Below are 13,862 nucleotides of genomic sequence, written 5' to 3'. Positions count from 1 at the left end.
CGAAAAGGGAATGCCCATGGCCAAATCCGATCCTTTCGGTTTCGACATGTCCGTGTCGTCCGCCAAGAAGAAAAACCCCCGCGGCCGCCGTGGCATGTCCGGCGCCTCCGAAACCTCCGTGCGCATCTGCGATCACGAAGGCTGCAACGAGCCCGGCAAGTTCCGCGCCCCCAAGGCCCCTGATGTGCTGGATGATTTCTTCTGGTTCTGCAAGGACCATGTCCGAGAATACAATCTCAAATGGAACTTCTTCAACGGCACCACCGAGGCCGAGATGAACGCCCAGATGTCCAAGGACAAGGTCTGGGAACGCGAGACCCGCACCTTCACCGACCCCGAGGCCAAGGCCTGGGCGCGTCTGGGCATCGAAGACCCGCATCAGGTGCTTGGCGCCAATGCCACCCGCAACCCCGGCAAATCCGGCGGGGCACAGCGCCGTCTGCCGCCCACCGAACGCCGCGCCGTGGAAATTCTCGAGGCGGAGGACAGCTGGACCAAGGCCGACATCCGCAAGAGCTACAAAAAGCTCATCAAGGTGCTGCACCCGGATATGAACGGCGGCGACCGCAGCCAGGAAGAACAACTGCAAGAGGTGGTCTGGGCCTGGGACCAAATCAAACAAAGCCGGAACTTCAAGTGAAGTCCCGGCCCCAAGCCCTTCTTTTGGCTTAAAATATCCCGGGGAGTGTGAGGGGCTGGCCCCTCACGTCCCGCCCCTCCCATCACGCGGCGCGAAAGACGAGGCTCACCCCGTTGAGACAATGGCGCGCGCCCGTGGGCTTTGGCCCGTCATCGAAAATATGGCCCAGATGGCTGCCACAGCGGCGGCAATGGCATTCGGTGCGCAGCATGAAAAGCTTGCGGTCGCTCTTGGTGCCAATCGCCTCCGGCAGCGCCTGCCAGAAACTCGGCCAGCCGGTGCCGCTGTCGTATTTATGGGCGCTGGAATAGAGCGGCAGATCGCAGCCCCGGCAATGATAGACCCCATCATCATAGAGCTTGTCGAGCGGCGAGGACCCGGCCCGTTCGGTGCCCTCCTCGCGCATCACCGCATATTCCAGATCGCTGAGCATGGCGCGCCATTCGGCCTCGCTACGGGTGATCTCAAACCCGCCCTCGGCCCCCGTCGTCGCGGCCCGCGCCGCCCGCAGCGGCACCAAGGCCATCAGCCCCGCACCCAGCATCAATTCACGTCGTCGCATCACCTGACCTCCCGATCCTCTTGCCCCCAATATGGGGTTTGCCGGGCCGTGGCGCAAACCACGACCCGGCCCGAAGCAGCTCAACCCTGGCCGATTACATCTTCGGCAGGATCACGCTATCGACCACATGGATCACGCCATTCGACTGATCGACATCGGCGATGGTGACATTGATCACCCGGCCGTTCTCGTCTTCGAGCATGATCTTGTCGCCATCATAGGTGGCGTTGAGTTCACAGCCGCCCAGCGTCGGCACCACATGCGAGCCGCCATCGTCGTCGATCATGCCTTTGATCGCCATCGACATGGCATCGGCCCCGACCACATGACAGGTCAGCACCTTGGTCAGCTGATCTTTCGCCTCGGGCTTGAGCAGCCCTTCGACCGTGCCCTCGGGCAGCGCCGCAAAGGCGTCATTGGTCGGCGCAAAGACGGTGAACGGGCCTTCGCCCTGCAGCGTCTCGACAAGGCCCGCGGCCTTGACGGCGGCGACGAGCGTGGTGTGATCGGCCGAGTTCACGGCGTTTTCAACGATGTTCTTGTCGGCATACATGGCGGCACCGCCGACCATCGGGTTTTCACCGGCAAATGCGGTGCTGGCGGCAAGGCTGGCGCAAAGGGCGGCAAGGCTCAGGGTGGATTTCATCATAGTGTCTCTCCTGTTCGATTGACCCGCCGGGACATCGCCCGGTCGGGAGCCGGGGCATCTTCTGCCCGGTCTGACCCAAGCCACGCAAAAGGCGCGGTGAGAGTTTCACCGCGCCCGACATTTTTTTGAACTTTTCTCGAAAACCCTTTCGGGTCAGAGGCTTGCGCCAGAATTAAACTTCCGACACCTGCCCGATGGCCAGCACCGATCCGGTCGCCACGCCACCCGGCGCACCACCCGGCGGCTCATCCGTGATGGCGAATGTCGCGCCGCGCAGCTTCTCGGCCAACTCACCCGCGAGGGTGAACTCGGCCCGTCCGCCCCCGTCCATCACGCCAAGCGACACCGGCGCATTCTCGCCCTCGATGAGCCAGAGCTCCATCACCCGGCCCTCCGGCACCTCGCCCGACCGGTGATCAAGCGTGAGCGCGCCGCGCCCCGCGTCATAGGAGGCCGTGACCACAAAGGCCCCCTCGCCGCCGACCATCTCGGCCACATAGGCCGGATCTCCCGGCCCCTGCGGCCCGCGGTCCGCCCCGGCGAAATAGACAAGTGCCGCCAGCCCCGCCACGGCCACCCCGCCCCAGAGCCAGCGCAGCCCCGGACGCGCGCGCCGCTCAGCCCCAAAGAGCTCGGCCCGCAACGCCGTCTCGACCCGCGCCGGCGGCGCCACCGGCTCGAGCTCGTCACTGAGCCGCGCGAAATCCTCGACCCAACTCGCATAGAGCGCCCGCAACCCGGGCTCGCCCTGCAGGCGCGCCTCGAAGGCCGCCGCCGCCTCGGACGACAACAGTCCCAGCGCATATTCTGCGGTCAGGACCCGGTCGTCTTCCTCCTCTTGCGGCAGATCGCTCATCGCGACAGGCACTCCTTCAGTTTCAACAGACTGCGCCGCAGCCAGGTTCGCATCGTGTTGAGCGGCACGTCAAACCGCCCGGCCAGATCATCATAGCTCTCGCCATCGAGATAGGCCCGGCGCACCGCTTCGGCCCGGCTCGGCTCCAACTCGCCGAAACAGGCCATGATCACCCCCGTCTCCGACCCGGCAATCACCCGCGCCTCGGGCCCCGGAGCCGGATCGGCAAACACAATCCGCGTCACATCGACGCTTTGCTCGGGCCTGCTCTGACGCCGCCGCAGCCGGTCGATGGCGGCATTCCGCGCCACCGTGATCAGCCAAGTCATCGGGCTGAGCCCGTTGCTCTGATAGCGCCCGGCACCCCGCCAGATCTTGACGAAACTCTCCTGAAGCACCTCTTCCGCCTCGCCCCGATCTTTCAACACACGCAGGCACACGGCAAAAAGTTTCGCCGAGGTCAGCCGATAGAGCTCGCCAAAGGCCGTCCGGTCGGCCAATGCCACCCGGCCAAGCAATCCCTCAATATGTGTATGATCGGTCATCGCCCATCCCCGCTTCCCGGCACAAACTAAACCACCGCGGGCAAAAGACCAGAAATTCTTCCCCTTGCCCTTGCCCGCTTTATATTGCACCAAATGGCCGAAAATGACGCCGCGTGATTGAAGGACGATGCAATGGCTGACGGAACCATCGACATGAATGCCAAGCCCACCGAAGAGATTTCGGTCCGCGAGGTCTTTGGCATCGATACAAACATGGTGGTCAAAGGCTTTGCCGAACGCACCAACCGCGTGCCCGATCTCGACAGCACCTATAAATTCGACCCCGACACGACGCTGGCCATTCTCGCAGGCTTTTCGCACAACCGTCGGGTGATGGTGCAAGGCTATCACGGCACCGGCAAATCGACCCATATCGAACAGGTCGCGGCCCGTCTCAACTGGCCCGCCGTGCGCGTCAACCTCGACAGCCACATCTCGCGGATCGACCTCATCGGCAAGGACGCGATCAAGCTGCGCGACGGCAAGCAGGTCACCGAATTCCACGAAGGCATCCTGCCCTGGGCGCTGCGCAACCCGGTCGCCATCGTCTTTGACGAATATGACGCCGGCCGCGCAGATGTGATGTTCGTGATCCAGCGCGTTCTCGAACATGATGGCAAGCTGACGCTGCTCGACCAGAACGAGATCATCACGCCGAACCCGAATTTCCGCCTCTTCGCCACCGCCAACACCGTTGGCCTCGGCGACACCACGGGCCTCTACCACGGCACCCAGCAGATCAACCAGGCGCAGATGGACCGGTGGAGCCTTGTGGCCACGCTCAACTACCTGAGCCATGATGCCGAGACCGCCATCGTGCTGGCCAAGAACCCGCTCTTCAACACCGCCGACGGCCGCCAGAAGGTGAGCCAGATGGTCACCGTCGCCGATCTCACCCGCACCGCCTTCATGAATGGTGAACTGAGCACGGTGATGAGCCCCCGGACGGTGATCTCCTGGGCGCAGAACACCCATATCTTCCGCGATGTGGGCTATGCGTTCCGCCTCACCTTCCTCAACAAATGCGACGAGCTCGAACGTCAGACCGTGGCCGAGTTCTATCAGCGCTGCTTTGACGAGGAACTGCCCGAAAGCGCCGCAAGCATGAGCCTCGCATGAGGGCGCTCCGCGTGATCCGTCGGGAGGCGCCCATCGCGGCGCCGCTCATGGCTGCGGTCTTTGCGCTGACGGCGGCCCTGCCCGCACAGGCGGAAAACCCGTTCATGCCCGGCGATTTCGCGGTGCCCTTTCGCAGCCTGACCGGCGGCGAGATCGTCCATGACGAAACCGGCGGTGGCCGGATCACCGCGCGCGAAGGCGCCGAAGTGACCGACACCGTGCCCGAGGGCTATGAGGACACCTGCTGGATCGTCCATAGCTCGGACGAGCATTCGGTCACCATGACGCTGCTCACCGGCACCTTCCGCCCCGCTTGGGAAGGCGGCAAGGCCTATGAGGAATGGACCGACACCTGGCGTGTCGATGCGCTGGCCCCGTTTCCGACGGATATGGACGCCAAGGAATTCTCGCTGTTCCGGCAGGTTAAATCCTGCCTGTGAGCACAGCCAGGGCGGCGCGGCCGCGCAGGGCTGAGACGACGGCACGACTTCGGGGGAAATTGACGAGATGAAAAAACCGAACGACAACCCCGCCGATCCTTTCAAAAAGGCGCTGGCCGAGGCGACCAAGGTCATGGCCGATGACAGCGACCTGACGGTGACCTATTCGGTCGACCCGGCGGGCGTCTCGGGCGATGCCATGCGCCTGCCCCAGGTGAGCCGCCGGATGACCCGCGACGAGGTGCTGATGGCGCGCGGCACCGCCGATGCGCTGGCCCTGCGCCACAAGTATCACGACGCCAAGACCCACGCCAAATACGCCCCTCCGGGCCAGATGGCGCGCGAGCTCTATGAGGCGATGGAAACCGCCCGCTGCGAGGCCGTCGGCGCCCGCGCCATGCCCGGCACCGCCTCCAATATTGACGTCAAGATCGAGGCCGAGGCCCGCCGTCAGGGCTTTGACCAGATCACCGAGGCCTCCGAGGCGCCGCTGCCCACCGCCGCGGGCTATCTCATCCGCCATCTGGCCACCGGGCGCGATCTGCCCCCCGGCGCCCAGAACGTGATGGAGCTGTGGCGCGGCTTCATCGAGGCCGAGGCCGGTGGCACGCTCGAAAACCTGCAAGACATGCTCGCGGATCAATCTGCCTTTGCCCGGTTTGCCCGCCAGATCATCGACGATCTCGGCTATGGCGATCAGCTCGGCGACGACCCCGACAGCGAGGATGAGGATCAGCAGGACGAGGCCGAGGAAAGCGCCGACGAAGAGCAAGATCCCGAGAGCCAGGGCGACGACGACAGCAGCCCCGAGGATGCCGACGCCGATCCCGAACAGCAGCAGGACGACACTCAGGACCAGTCGCAGGCGCAGGTCTCGATGGATGAAATGGCCGAGGACGAGGCCGGCGAAGAGACCGAGATGCCCGAGGGCGAGGCCCCGCTCGACCCGCCGCCGCCGCCCGCCAGCGAGGCCGATCCCGACTATACCGTCTACACCACCCGCTTCGACGAAGAGGTCCATGCCGAGGATCTCGCCGAACCGGCGGAACTCGAACGGCTGCGCGCCTATCTCGATCAACAGCTCGAACCGCTCAAAGGCGCGGTGAGCCGGCTCGCGAACAAGCTGCAACGCCGCCTGCAGGCGCAGCAGAGCCGCTCGTGGGAGTTCGACCGCGAAGAGGGCATTCTCGACGCGGGCCGCCTCGCCCGCGTGGTCGCGAACCCGACGACGCCGCTGAGCTTCAAGGTCGAGAAAGACACCGAATTCCGCGACACGGTGGTGACGCTGCTTCTTGATAACTCAGGCTCGATGCGTGGCCGGCCGATCTCTATCGCGGCGATCTGCGCCGATGTTCTGGCCCGCACCCTCGAACGCTGCGCGGTCAAGGTCGAGATCCTCGGCTTTACCACCCGCGCCTGGAAAGGCGGCCAGAACCGCGAGGCATGGCTCAACGAGGGCCGCCCGCAACTGCCCGGCCGTCTCAACGATCTGCGCCACATCGTCTACAAATCCGCCGACGCGCCGATGCGGCGCACCCGGCAGAACCTTGGCCTGATGATGAAAGAGGGCCTGCTCAAGGAAAACATCGACGGCGAGGCGCTCGAATGGGCGCATAAGCGCATGGTCAACCGCCGCGAGGCCCGCAAGATCCTCATGGTGATCTCTGACGGCGCCCCGGTCGATGACAGCACCCTGTCGGTCAACCCCGCGAATTATCTGGAAAAGCACCTGCGCGACGTGATCGAGATGGTCGAGAAACGCAAACAGGTGGAACTTCTGGCCATCGGCATCGGCCATGACGTGACGCGCTACTATGACCGCGCCGTGACCATCACCGATGTGGATCAGCTCGCCGGCGCAATGACCGAACAGCTCGCCGCCCTCTTCGACAGCGACCCGCGCGCCCGCGCCCGGGTGATGGGCATGCGGCGGGTGAGCTAAGCCACCCCCGCCACGCCCGCGCTACTGCACCGCCTCCGGCATCTCCAGCACGCCGATCTCGCTCACCCCTTCACCGTCGGGGTGCAGAACATCCGCATCCGGGTGCAGCGCGTGCTCAAAGGTGAATTTGCCCTCGCCATAGCTGTAGATCGGAAAGAGCTGCAGGCGCTGCCCCTCGGGACATTCGGTGAGCTCGGATTGCGACGCGATCCGGTAGAACGGCTCGGTGAGGCTGGTGCAAAAGGCAAATTGCGAGACGTGAAACTGTTTCATCAGCCCGCCAACCCCGCTGAACCGCCCCGGCCCCCAGCGCCCCTCCTCATCCTTGTAAAGATAGGCAAAATAGAACTCGGTCGACCAATCTTCGCCACGGGTGACGCATTCGCCCACCCCGCGCGGCAACCAGCCTTCGGCCTGCCACAAACCCTCTCGGGTCTTGGCCACCACCGCCACCGCCATTTCGGTATCTCCGGCATTGCACAATCTGGCGACAAAGGCCTGTGCGGGCATCGGGGCGAGCAGACCCGACAAGAGCAAAAGTCGCTCGGACAATCGTAAGAACATCTCTATGACCCTCCTTGGGGAGGCTTTACGACCTAGCGCAATCCATCTCCCTGACACGTGCCCCAGCCGTAATTGACGTAACGTAACATAGCTGCGCGTCCCCGCCAATTAGACAAATCACGGTCTCGAAATCCGCCCGTCTCCCGCCACGCCTCTGGACATTCGGGGCGGCGCTGGGCCAATTTCCCGCAAGCCCCCCGGCAGCCCCCCGGCACGCCCACCAAGAGGAACGCCCGATGTACCAATCCTTCACCGAGACCGCCCGCCCCGAGCAAGGCCCGCCGCGTCTGGCCGCCCTGCGCCACGCGCTGCAAGAGGCACGGCTCTCGGGCTTTCTCGTGCCCCGCGCCGACGCCCATCAGGGCGAATACGTGGCCCCCGGCGATGAACGTCTGGCCTGGCTCACCGGCTTTACCGGCTCGGCCGGGTTCTGCATCGCGCTGCTTGATCGCGCCGGGGTCTTCATCGATGGCCGCTACCGGGTGCAGGTCAAGGCGCAGGTGGCGCTCGACCATTTCACCCCGGTGCACTGGCCCGAGACCAAGCCCGCCACATGGCTCCGCGAGGCGCTGCCCGAGGGCGGCCGCATCGGCTTTGACCCCTGGCTCTACACCCCCGACCAGATCGACGAGATCACCAAGGGGCTCATCGGCAGCGGGATCGAGCTCGTCCCCCATGACAATCTCATCGACCAGATCTGGGAGGACCGCCCGGCGCCGCCGCTGGGCGCGATCCGCGCCTACCCGGACGCGCTCGCCGGTCTCACCCATGGCCAGAAGCGCGCCACCCTCGGCGCCGAACTCAGCTCAGCCGGCCAAGAGGCCGCCGTCATCACCCTGCCCGATTCCATCGCCTGGCTCTTGAACATCCGCGGTAGCGACATCCCCCGCAACCCGATCCCCCACGGCTTTGCCATCCTCCACGCCACCGGCCATGTGACCTTTTTTGTCGAGGCGGCCAAGCTCGACGAGGCGCTGCGCGCCCATCTCGGCGACGAGGTGGTGATCCGCCCACCGAGCGCCTTCGGCCCGGCGCTGCGCTCGCTCACCGGCACGGTGCGGGTCGATGCGAAATCCGCGCCCCTGCAGGTGCTGCGCGAATTGGAACAGGCGGGCGTGCCGGTGCAGATGGGCGACGATCCCTGCATCCTGCCCAAGGCCTGCAAGACCCCGGCGGAAATCGACGCCACCCGCGAGGCGCATCTGCGCGACGGCGCGGCGCTTTGCGAGTTCCTGACCTGGTTCGAGGCCCAAGCCCCCGGCACCATCACCGAGATCGACGTGGTGCGCGAATTGGAAAACCGCCGCCGCGCCACCGGCGCGCTGCTCGACATCAGCTTTGAGACCATCGCAGGGTCCGGCCCGCATGGGGCGCTGGCCCATTACCGGGTGAGCGAGAGCAGCAACCGCACCCTTCAGGCGGGTGATCTTCTGGTGCTCGACGGCGGCGGGCAATATCTCGACGGCACCACCGACATCACCCGCACCCTGCCGGTGGACGAGGTGGGCGAGGACGAACGGGCCGCCTTCACCCGCGTGCTGCAAGGCATGATCGCCATGAGCCGGGTGCGCTGGCCCGCCGGTCTCGCCGGACGCGATCTCGATGTGCTGGCGCGCTATCCGCTATGGCTCGCCGATCAGGACTATGCCCATGGCACCGGCCATGGCGTCGGCGTGCATCTGTGCGTCCATGAAGGACCGCAACGGCTCTCGCGGGTCTCCGAAGTGCCGCTGCGCCCCGGCATGATCCTGTCGAACGAACCGGGCTATTACCGCGAGGGCGCCTTTGGCATCCGCATCGAGAACCTGCTGGTCGTCCATGAGGCGACGCCGCTGCCCGGTGGCGACCAGACCGGCAAACTGGCCTTCGAGACGCTGAATTTCGTGCCGATCGACACGAGGCTCATCGAGACCGGGATGCTGAGCGGGCCCGAGCGCGACTGGCTCAATGACTACCACGCCGCCTGCCGCGACAAAATTAGCCCTCGGCTTGGCGAAGCCGCCCGGCTATGGTTGGCGCAACGCACGCAACCGGTCTGACACAAAGACCGGCTAGACGGAATTGACGCGGGCCCTCGTGGCCCGCTCTGCTATGAAAGGGACGGGATGATATGACCAAGATCACGATACGCAATGCCGCAGGCACATGGACGGTGCGCGCCGGGGGCGCGGTGCTCGCCGAGAGCACCAATGCGCTGGAACTGACCGAGGGCGATTACCCCCCGGTGATCTATTTCCCGCGCGGCGACATCGCCATGGCCTTCCTCGACGCCACCGATCACAAGACCACCTGTTCGCAAAAGGGCGAGGCGAGCTATTTCTCCATCGTGACCAAGAGCCAGACGCTCGACAACGCGGCCTGGAGCTATGAGGCACCGAAAGAGGCCGCCGCCCGGATCAAGGATCATCTGGCCTTTGCCCCCGGCGATTACCTGACGGTGGAAGAAATCTAAGCCCCCGCGTGGGGCCTGCCTCTTGCAGGGGTATTTATCACCAGAAAGAGCCATAGGCGCGCCCCTGTCCGAGGGGCGCGTTTTTTTGTCAGCTGTGCTCTTCTTCCGAGATCGCCGCCAGCGCCCGGTTATAGGCCTTGAGCGCATCCACCTGGAACAGCGCGCCGCGCAGCTCGACCGCCGCGCCCTCGCCGCCCAGCGACACCACCGGGATGAAATAGACCCCGGCCCTCTCGTAGATCGGCATCGCCGTCTCGAGCGTTGAGGCCGCGTCGATATAGACCCCGTCTTCGATCAGCTTCCAGCATTCGTCCTCTGGGGCGCTGCGCGGGTGATCGGGGGCGCGCATCAGGCTCTCGACGCTCTGGATGCTGAGCAGATAGGCATGTGGGCCGGCCGCCAGATGCACGCCGCGCCGTTCGAGCTGGGTCAGGAAGAAGGAGCGTTTGACCATGCGCGAGGCCAGCGCCGTCGAGGTTGAGACCGCCACCATCACCGCCAGACCCGTCTGCCAGTCGCCGGTGAGCTCAAAGACGATGAGCGTGGTCGAGATCGGCGCGCCGAGCACCGCCGCCGCCACCGCGCCCATCCCCGCCAGCGCATAGAGCGTATGGGCACCCGAGACCTCGGGAAAGACTGCCGTGGCGATGAGCCCAAAGGCCAGCCCGGTCAGCGCCCCGAGCATGAGCGACGGCGAGAACACCCCGCCGCCCATCCGCCCGCCCAGCGTGATCGCCACCGCCGCCACCTTGAGGATGGCAAAGACCACCGCCTCATGCAGCAAGAGCTTGCCGGTGAGCGCCGCCGAGGTCGTCTCGTATCCCACGCCGATGATATGCGGAAAGGCAATGGCGATGACGCCCAGGATCGCCCCCGCCGCCGTCGGTCGCAGCCAGCGCGGCAGTCCGCTCCGCGTCTGGGCGTATTCTGCCAAAGTGTCGGTGAAGAAGATCGCCTTCATCATCACCGTCGCCACCAGCCCGCAGACCAGCCCGAGCAGCAGGAAGGCCGGCAGCTCGACATAGAATTCGAGCGCCGTCGCGGTGGGCAGGACGAATTCCGTCACATCGCCGAACTCGAGCCGGTTGATCACCGTCCCCGCCACCGAGGCGATGACGATGGGCGCGAAAGCATGCAGCGCGAAATGGCGCAAGATCACTTCGAGCGCGAAAAGCGCCCCGGCAATCGGCGCGTTGAACGAGGCTGAGACCGCCGCCGCCACCGCACAGCCCAAGAGATCGCGCCCGGTGATCCCATCGGCATTGATCCGGTGGCTGACCCAGCTCGCGATGAGCCCCGCGAGATGCACCACCGGCCCCTCGCGCCCTGACGAGCCGCCCGTGCCCAGTGTGATCATCGACGAGATCGCCGAGGCCAGCCCCGCCCGCCGTTCGACCCGTCCATTGCGCAGCGCCGCGCCTTCGATCACATCCGCCACCGACCGCGCCCGCGCGTCCGGCGTGAACCGGTGCAGGATCAGCCCGACCACCAGCCCGCCCAGTGTCGGCACCGCGATCACCCAATACCAATCGAGGCTCGAGACAAAGGAATGCAGCCGCGCCGTGTCCTCGGTGCCATAGGCAAGGCGTTCAAGCGCCTCGATCCCCTTGCGAAAGAGCAGCGCCGCAAACCCCGCCGCGATCCCGATCAACAGCGCGATGAACCAGAATTGCAGCTTGCTCGGCCCCCTCGTGCGCAGCACCAGCCAGCCCCGCCGGATTTCCCCCATAAGGGTGCGCAGCGCGGTGACAACCGGATGATCTTGCGGCATTTCACTCATCTCGGGGCCCCTTCCTGCACTTTCCCACCGCCACGGTTTGGCCTAACGTGGAACGAAACGGCTGTGAAGGGTCCAGTATGCACAATCAAGCGGCTATCGATGAGTTGATCACAACTCTAGGCCAACGTGTCTCGCAGTCCAAGTCCGATCTGGAATTGCATGGGCGCAGCGAGACCCATTTCCCCGACGCCCCGCCCGAGGCGGTGATCTATCCCGAGAGCACCGAAGAGGTGGCGCAGATCCTGCGGACCTGTCACGCCCATCGCTGCCCGGTGGTGGGCTGGGGCACCGGCACCTCGCTTGAGGGTCACGCGCTGGCGCTCAAGGGTGGCGTCACGGTCGATTTCAGCCGCATGAACAAGGTGCTCGACATCCGCGCCGACGATATGGATGTCCGGGTGCAGCCCGGCGTTACCCGCGAGGCGCTCAATCACGAGCTGCGCGCCACAGGGCTCTTCTTTCCGGTCGATCCCGGCGCCAATGCCTCGCTCGGCGGCATGGCCTCGACCCGGGCCAGCGGCACCACCTCGGTGCGCTACGGCACGATGCGCGATCATGTGCTGGCGCTCGAAGTGGTCACCGCCTCTGGCCAGATCATGCGCACCGGCAGCCGCGCCCGCAAGACCAGCGCCGGCTACGATCTCACCGGGCTCTTCGTGGGCTCCGAGGGCACGCTCGGCCTGATCACCGAACTCACCCTCCGCCTGCATGGCCAGCCCGAGGCGATCTCGGCGGCAATCTGCGGCTTCGACACGGTCGAGGACGCGGTCGGCACCACCATGGACGCGATCCAGATGGGGCTTGCCATGGCCCGGATCGAGCTTTTGGACGAGGCCTCGGTGCGCGCCGTCAACGCCTATGCCGGCAGCAATATCCCCGTCAAACCGCATCTGCTGCTCGAATTTCACGGCTCTGACACGATGGTGCGCGAAACCTCGGAACTCTTTGGCGAACTGGCCGAGGCGCGCGGCGGCTCGGGCTTTGACTGGGCCTCGAAACCCGAAGACCGAAGCGCCCTCTGGGCCATGCGCCACAACGCCTTCTATGCCATCTTGGGCCTCATGCCCGGCGCCACCTCCATGGTGACGGATGTCTGCGTGCCGATCTCGCGGCTTGCCGAAACCATCGAGGAGACCCAGCGCGACTTTGCCGCCCATGACGTCACCGGGCCGATCCTCGGCCATGTCGGCGATGGCAATTTCCACGCCGTGCTCTTGATGCATCCCGACGACAGCGCCGCCCGCACCCGCGCCCATGACGCGGCGCATCGGCTGGTGGAGCGGGCGCTCGACAAGGGCGGCACCGCCACTGGCGAACATGGCATCGGCATGGGCAAGCTGCGCTATATGGAGCGCGAGCACGGCCATGGCTGGGCCGTGATGGGCCAGATCAAACAGGCGCTCGACCCGCTGGGTATCATGAACCCCGGCAAGATGGTCCCACCCAGCAATCTTTGACGCTGTCGCTGTTCAGCCGCGCCCGCCGCGGATCTTCTGACGCAACCCGTGGATCTTGCAGGCCAACGGATGCAGCACCCGCGCCACCCCCGCCAGCACAGCCCCCAACCGCGCCGCCTTTGCCCCCGTGACGTCCTTTGTGACGTGCTCTGTGACCGCCGCGCCCTGCGCCGCCGCATGCGGCACCGCACAGCGCGCTGGCGGCAGCAGCTCTGGCAAACGTGCCTGCCCCCGTGTGGCGGGCCGCGCCCGATCCCGTTGCGTAGACTGTCGTGCGTTCTGCTGTGCAGAGGATGGCGCCACCACCGCCCGCGGCGTCAAAGGCCGCCGCCCGAGCGGCACCAAAGCCTCCGGGTCGAGAACCGCCGCCATCATCGCCTCATCCAGTACCCAACGCCCGAGACTGCCCTCGCGGCGATCCTCGCGCTGCGCCTTGAGCCAATTGCGCAACCGCGCGGCCAGCATATCGTCGAGCCGTGTCACCTCTGCCGCGGGCTCGGCCTCACCCATCAGGTAAAACCCGCTGTTGATCCGCAGACAGATATTGTCGAGCACCCGGCAGGCACCGCGAAATTTCTCGGGCACATCGCGCTTGTGGAGATAGTTGAACCGCTCGGGCGCACCGTTGAAAAACGTCGCCAGCGCCGATTGCATGTCCACCGATTGCTGCGCCATGACCCAGCCGAGCACCGGCTCGGGATATTGGTCCCAATCATATGCGCGCGCCATCGCGCCCAACGCCGGGCGCTCGGATTGGCGCACCAGTTGCAGATGTCGGTCAACATCCCCGTTGGACCAAGTCGTGGCAGCCATGCGAATCCCTCCAGCAGCAGTGTGTTTTGTTGCGCCGAAACTG

The 13,862-nt window shown here is 65.5% G+C and carries 14 protein-coding genes; 7 read left to right on the top strand and 7 right to left on the bottom strand.

Annotated elements, in window-relative coordinates; all coding sequences use genetic code 11:
- Nucleotides 1-16 precede the first annotated feature (16 nt).
- Entirely contained in the window at nt 17-640 is a 624-nt protein-coding gene (locus tag WA237_RS06080) for a DnaJ domain-containing protein (RefSeq protein WP_040618203.1), read from the top strand.
- 82 nt (nt 641-722) lie between these two features.
- Here WA237_RS06080 and msrB read toward each other — a convergent pair whose 3' ends face one another.
- From msrB to WA237_RS06060, 4 genes are all read right to left on the bottom strand, one after another.
- Nucleotides 723-1,202, bottom strand: a complete 480-nt coding sequence (gene msrB / locus WA237_RS06075; RefSeq protein ID WP_216016865.1) for a peptide-methionine (R)-S-oxide reductase MsrB — start codon at nt 1,200-1,202, stop codon at nt 723-725.
- Between the two features lie 94 nt (nt 1,203-1,296).
- Complete coding sequence (locus tag WA237_RS06070; RefSeq protein WP_009812101.1) at nt 1,297-1,848, bottom strand: fasciclin domain-containing protein; 552 nt, start codon at nt 1,846-1,848, stop codon at nt 1,297-1,299.
- A gap of 175 nt (nt 1,849-2,023) precedes the next feature.
- Nucleotides 2,024-2,707: an anti-sigma factor gene (locus tag WA237_RS06065; protein WP_336097029.1), complete on the bottom strand. Its 684-nt coding sequence runs from the start codon at nt 2,705-2,707 to the stop codon at nt 2,024-2,026.
- Nucleotides 2,704-3,252: a sigma-70 family RNA polymerase sigma factor gene (locus tag WA237_RS06060; RefSeq protein WP_336097028.1), complete on the bottom strand. Its 549-nt coding sequence runs from the start codon at nt 3,250-3,252 to the stop codon at nt 2,704-2,706. Before WA237_RS06060 ends, WA237_RS06065 begins: the two co-directional genes overlap by 4 nt.
- Nucleotides 3,253-3,384: 132 nt before the next feature.
- On the opposite strand from WA237_RS06060, the gene cobS reads away from it, so the two are divergent.
- The 3 genes from cobS (at nt 3,385) to cobT (ending at nt 6,753) form a co-directional block, all read left to right on the top strand.
- On the top strand, nt 3,385-4,371 hold the full coding sequence (gene cobS / locus WA237_RS06055; RefSeq protein ID WP_216016863.1) for a cobaltochelatase subunit CobS: 987 nt from the start codon (nt 3,385-3,387) through the stop codon (nt 4,369-4,371).
- Entirely contained in the window at nt 4,368-4,811 is a 444-nt protein-coding gene (locus WA237_RS06050) for a hypothetical protein (protein ID WP_336097027.1), read from the top strand. The genes cobS and WA237_RS06050 overlap by 4 nt, the downstream gene beginning before the upstream one ends.
- Nucleotides 4,812-4,878: 67 nt before the next feature.
- Nucleotides 4,879-6,753 carry a cobaltochelatase subunit CobT gene (gene cobT, locus WA237_RS06045; RefSeq protein WP_009812106.1) on the top strand — a complete coding sequence of 625 codons (1,875 nt, stop codon included), beginning with the start codon at nt 4,879-4,881 and terminating at the stop codon, nt 6,751-6,753.
- Nucleotides 6,754-6,774: 21 nt separating this feature from the next.
- Here cobT and WA237_RS06040 read toward each other — a convergent pair whose 3' ends face one another.
- On the bottom strand, nt 6,775-7,317 hold the full coding sequence (locus WA237_RS06040) for a hypothetical protein (protein ID WP_336097026.1): 543 nt from the start codon (nt 7,315-7,317) through the stop codon (nt 6,775-6,777).
- 236 nt (nt 7,318-7,553) lie between these two features.
- Between WA237_RS06040 and WA237_RS06035 the strand changes: the two genes are divergently transcribed.
- The gene (locus WA237_RS06035; protein WP_336097025.1) at nt 7,554-9,356 is read left to right on the top strand and encodes an aminopeptidase P family protein; all 1,803 of its coding nucleotides are present in this window, start codon (nt 7,554-7,556) and stop codon (nt 9,354-9,356) included.
- A gap of 71 nt (nt 9,357-9,427) precedes the next feature.
- Nucleotides 9,428-9,769, top strand: a complete 342-nt coding sequence (locus WA237_RS06030) for a DUF427 domain-containing protein (protein WP_336097024.1) — start codon at nt 9,428-9,430, stop codon at nt 9,767-9,769.
- Nucleotides 9,770-9,857: 88 nt separating this feature from the next.
- Here the strand turns inward: WA237_RS06030 and WA237_RS06025 are convergent, their stop codons facing one another.
- Entirely contained in the window at nt 9,858-11,549 is a 1,692-nt protein-coding gene (locus WA237_RS06025; protein ID WP_009812110.1) for a chloride channel protein, read from the bottom strand.
- 77 nt (nt 11,550-11,626) lie between these two features.
- Here WA237_RS06025 and WA237_RS06020 point away from each other — a divergent pair, with 77 nt between their 5' ends.
- On the top strand, nt 11,627-13,006 hold the full coding sequence (locus tag WA237_RS06020; protein WP_336097023.1) for an FAD-binding oxidoreductase: 1,380 nt from the start codon (nt 11,627-11,629) through the stop codon (nt 13,004-13,006).
- 12 nt (nt 13,007-13,018) lie between these two features.
- Here the strand turns inward: WA237_RS06020 and WA237_RS06015 are convergent, their stop codons facing one another.
- Nucleotides 13,019-13,819 carry a hypothetical protein gene (locus WA237_RS06015; RefSeq protein ID WP_336097022.1) on the bottom strand — a complete coding sequence of 267 codons (801 nt, stop codon included), beginning with the start codon at nt 13,817-13,819 and terminating at the stop codon, nt 13,019-13,021.
- Nucleotides 13,820-13,862 lie beyond the last annotated feature (43 nt).

The sequence above is a fragment of the Roseovarius sp. CH_XMU1461 genome (assembly GCF_037027165.1).
Lineage (GTDB): Bacteria > Pseudomonadota > Alphaproteobacteria > Rhodobacterales > Rhodobacteraceae > Roseovarius > Roseovarius nubinhibens.
Note: the sequence above shows the minus strand (reverse complement) of the source record. Positions and strands in the feature narration are given on the sequence as shown.

Bases quoted from the DNA above. Each gene is read 5' to 3' on its own strand.
- WA237_RS06080 (WP_040618203.1), top strand. From the start codon at position 17: ATGGCCAAATCCGATCCTTTCGGTTTCGACATGTCCGTGTCGTCCGCC.
- msrB (WP_216016865.1), bottom strand. From the start codon at position 1,202: ATGCGACGACGTGAATTGATGCTGGGTGCGGGGCTGATGGCCTTGGTG.
- WA237_RS06070 (WP_009812101.1), bottom strand. From the start codon at position 1,848: ATGAAATCCACCCTGAGCCTTGCCGCCCTTTGCGCCAGCCTTGCCGCC.
- WA237_RS06065 (WP_336097029.1), bottom strand. From the start codon at position 2,707: ATGAGCGATCTGCCGCAAGAGGAGGAAGACGACCGGGTCCTGACCGCA.
- WA237_RS06060 (WP_336097028.1), bottom strand. From the start codon at position 3,252: ATGACCGATCATACACATATTGAGGGATTGCTTGGCCGGGTGGCATTG.
- cobS (WP_216016863.1), top strand. From the start codon at position 3,385: ATGGCTGACGGAACCATCGACATGAATGCCAAGCCCACCGAAGAGATT.
- WA237_RS06050 (WP_336097027.1), top strand. From the start codon at position 4,368: ATGAGGGCGCTCCGCGTGATCCGTCGGGAGGCGCCCATCGCGGCGCCG.
- cobT (WP_009812106.1), top strand. From the start codon at position 4,879: ATGAAAAAACCGAACGACAACCCCGCCGATCCTTTCAAAAAGGCGCTG.
- WA237_RS06040 (WP_336097026.1), bottom strand. From the start codon at position 7,317: ATGTTCTTACGATTGTCCGAGCGACTTTTGCTCTTGTCGGGTCTGCTC.
- WA237_RS06035 (WP_336097025.1), top strand. From the start codon at position 7,554: ATGTACCAATCCTTCACCGAGACCGCCCGCCCCGAGCAAGGCCCGCCG.
- WA237_RS06030 (WP_336097024.1), top strand. From the start codon at position 9,428: ATGACCAAGATCACGATACGCAATGCCGCAGGCACATGGACGGTGCGC.
- WA237_RS06025 (WP_009812110.1), bottom strand. From the start codon at position 11,549: ATGAGTGAAATGCCGCAAGATCATCCGGTTGTCACCGCGCTGCGCACC.
- WA237_RS06020 (WP_336097023.1), top strand. From the start codon at position 11,627: ATGCACAATCAAGCGGCTATCGATGAGTTGATCACAACTCTAGGCCAA.
- WA237_RS06015 (WP_336097022.1), bottom strand. From the start codon at position 13,819: ATGGCTGCCACGACTTGGTCCAACGGGGATGTTGACCGACATCTGCAA.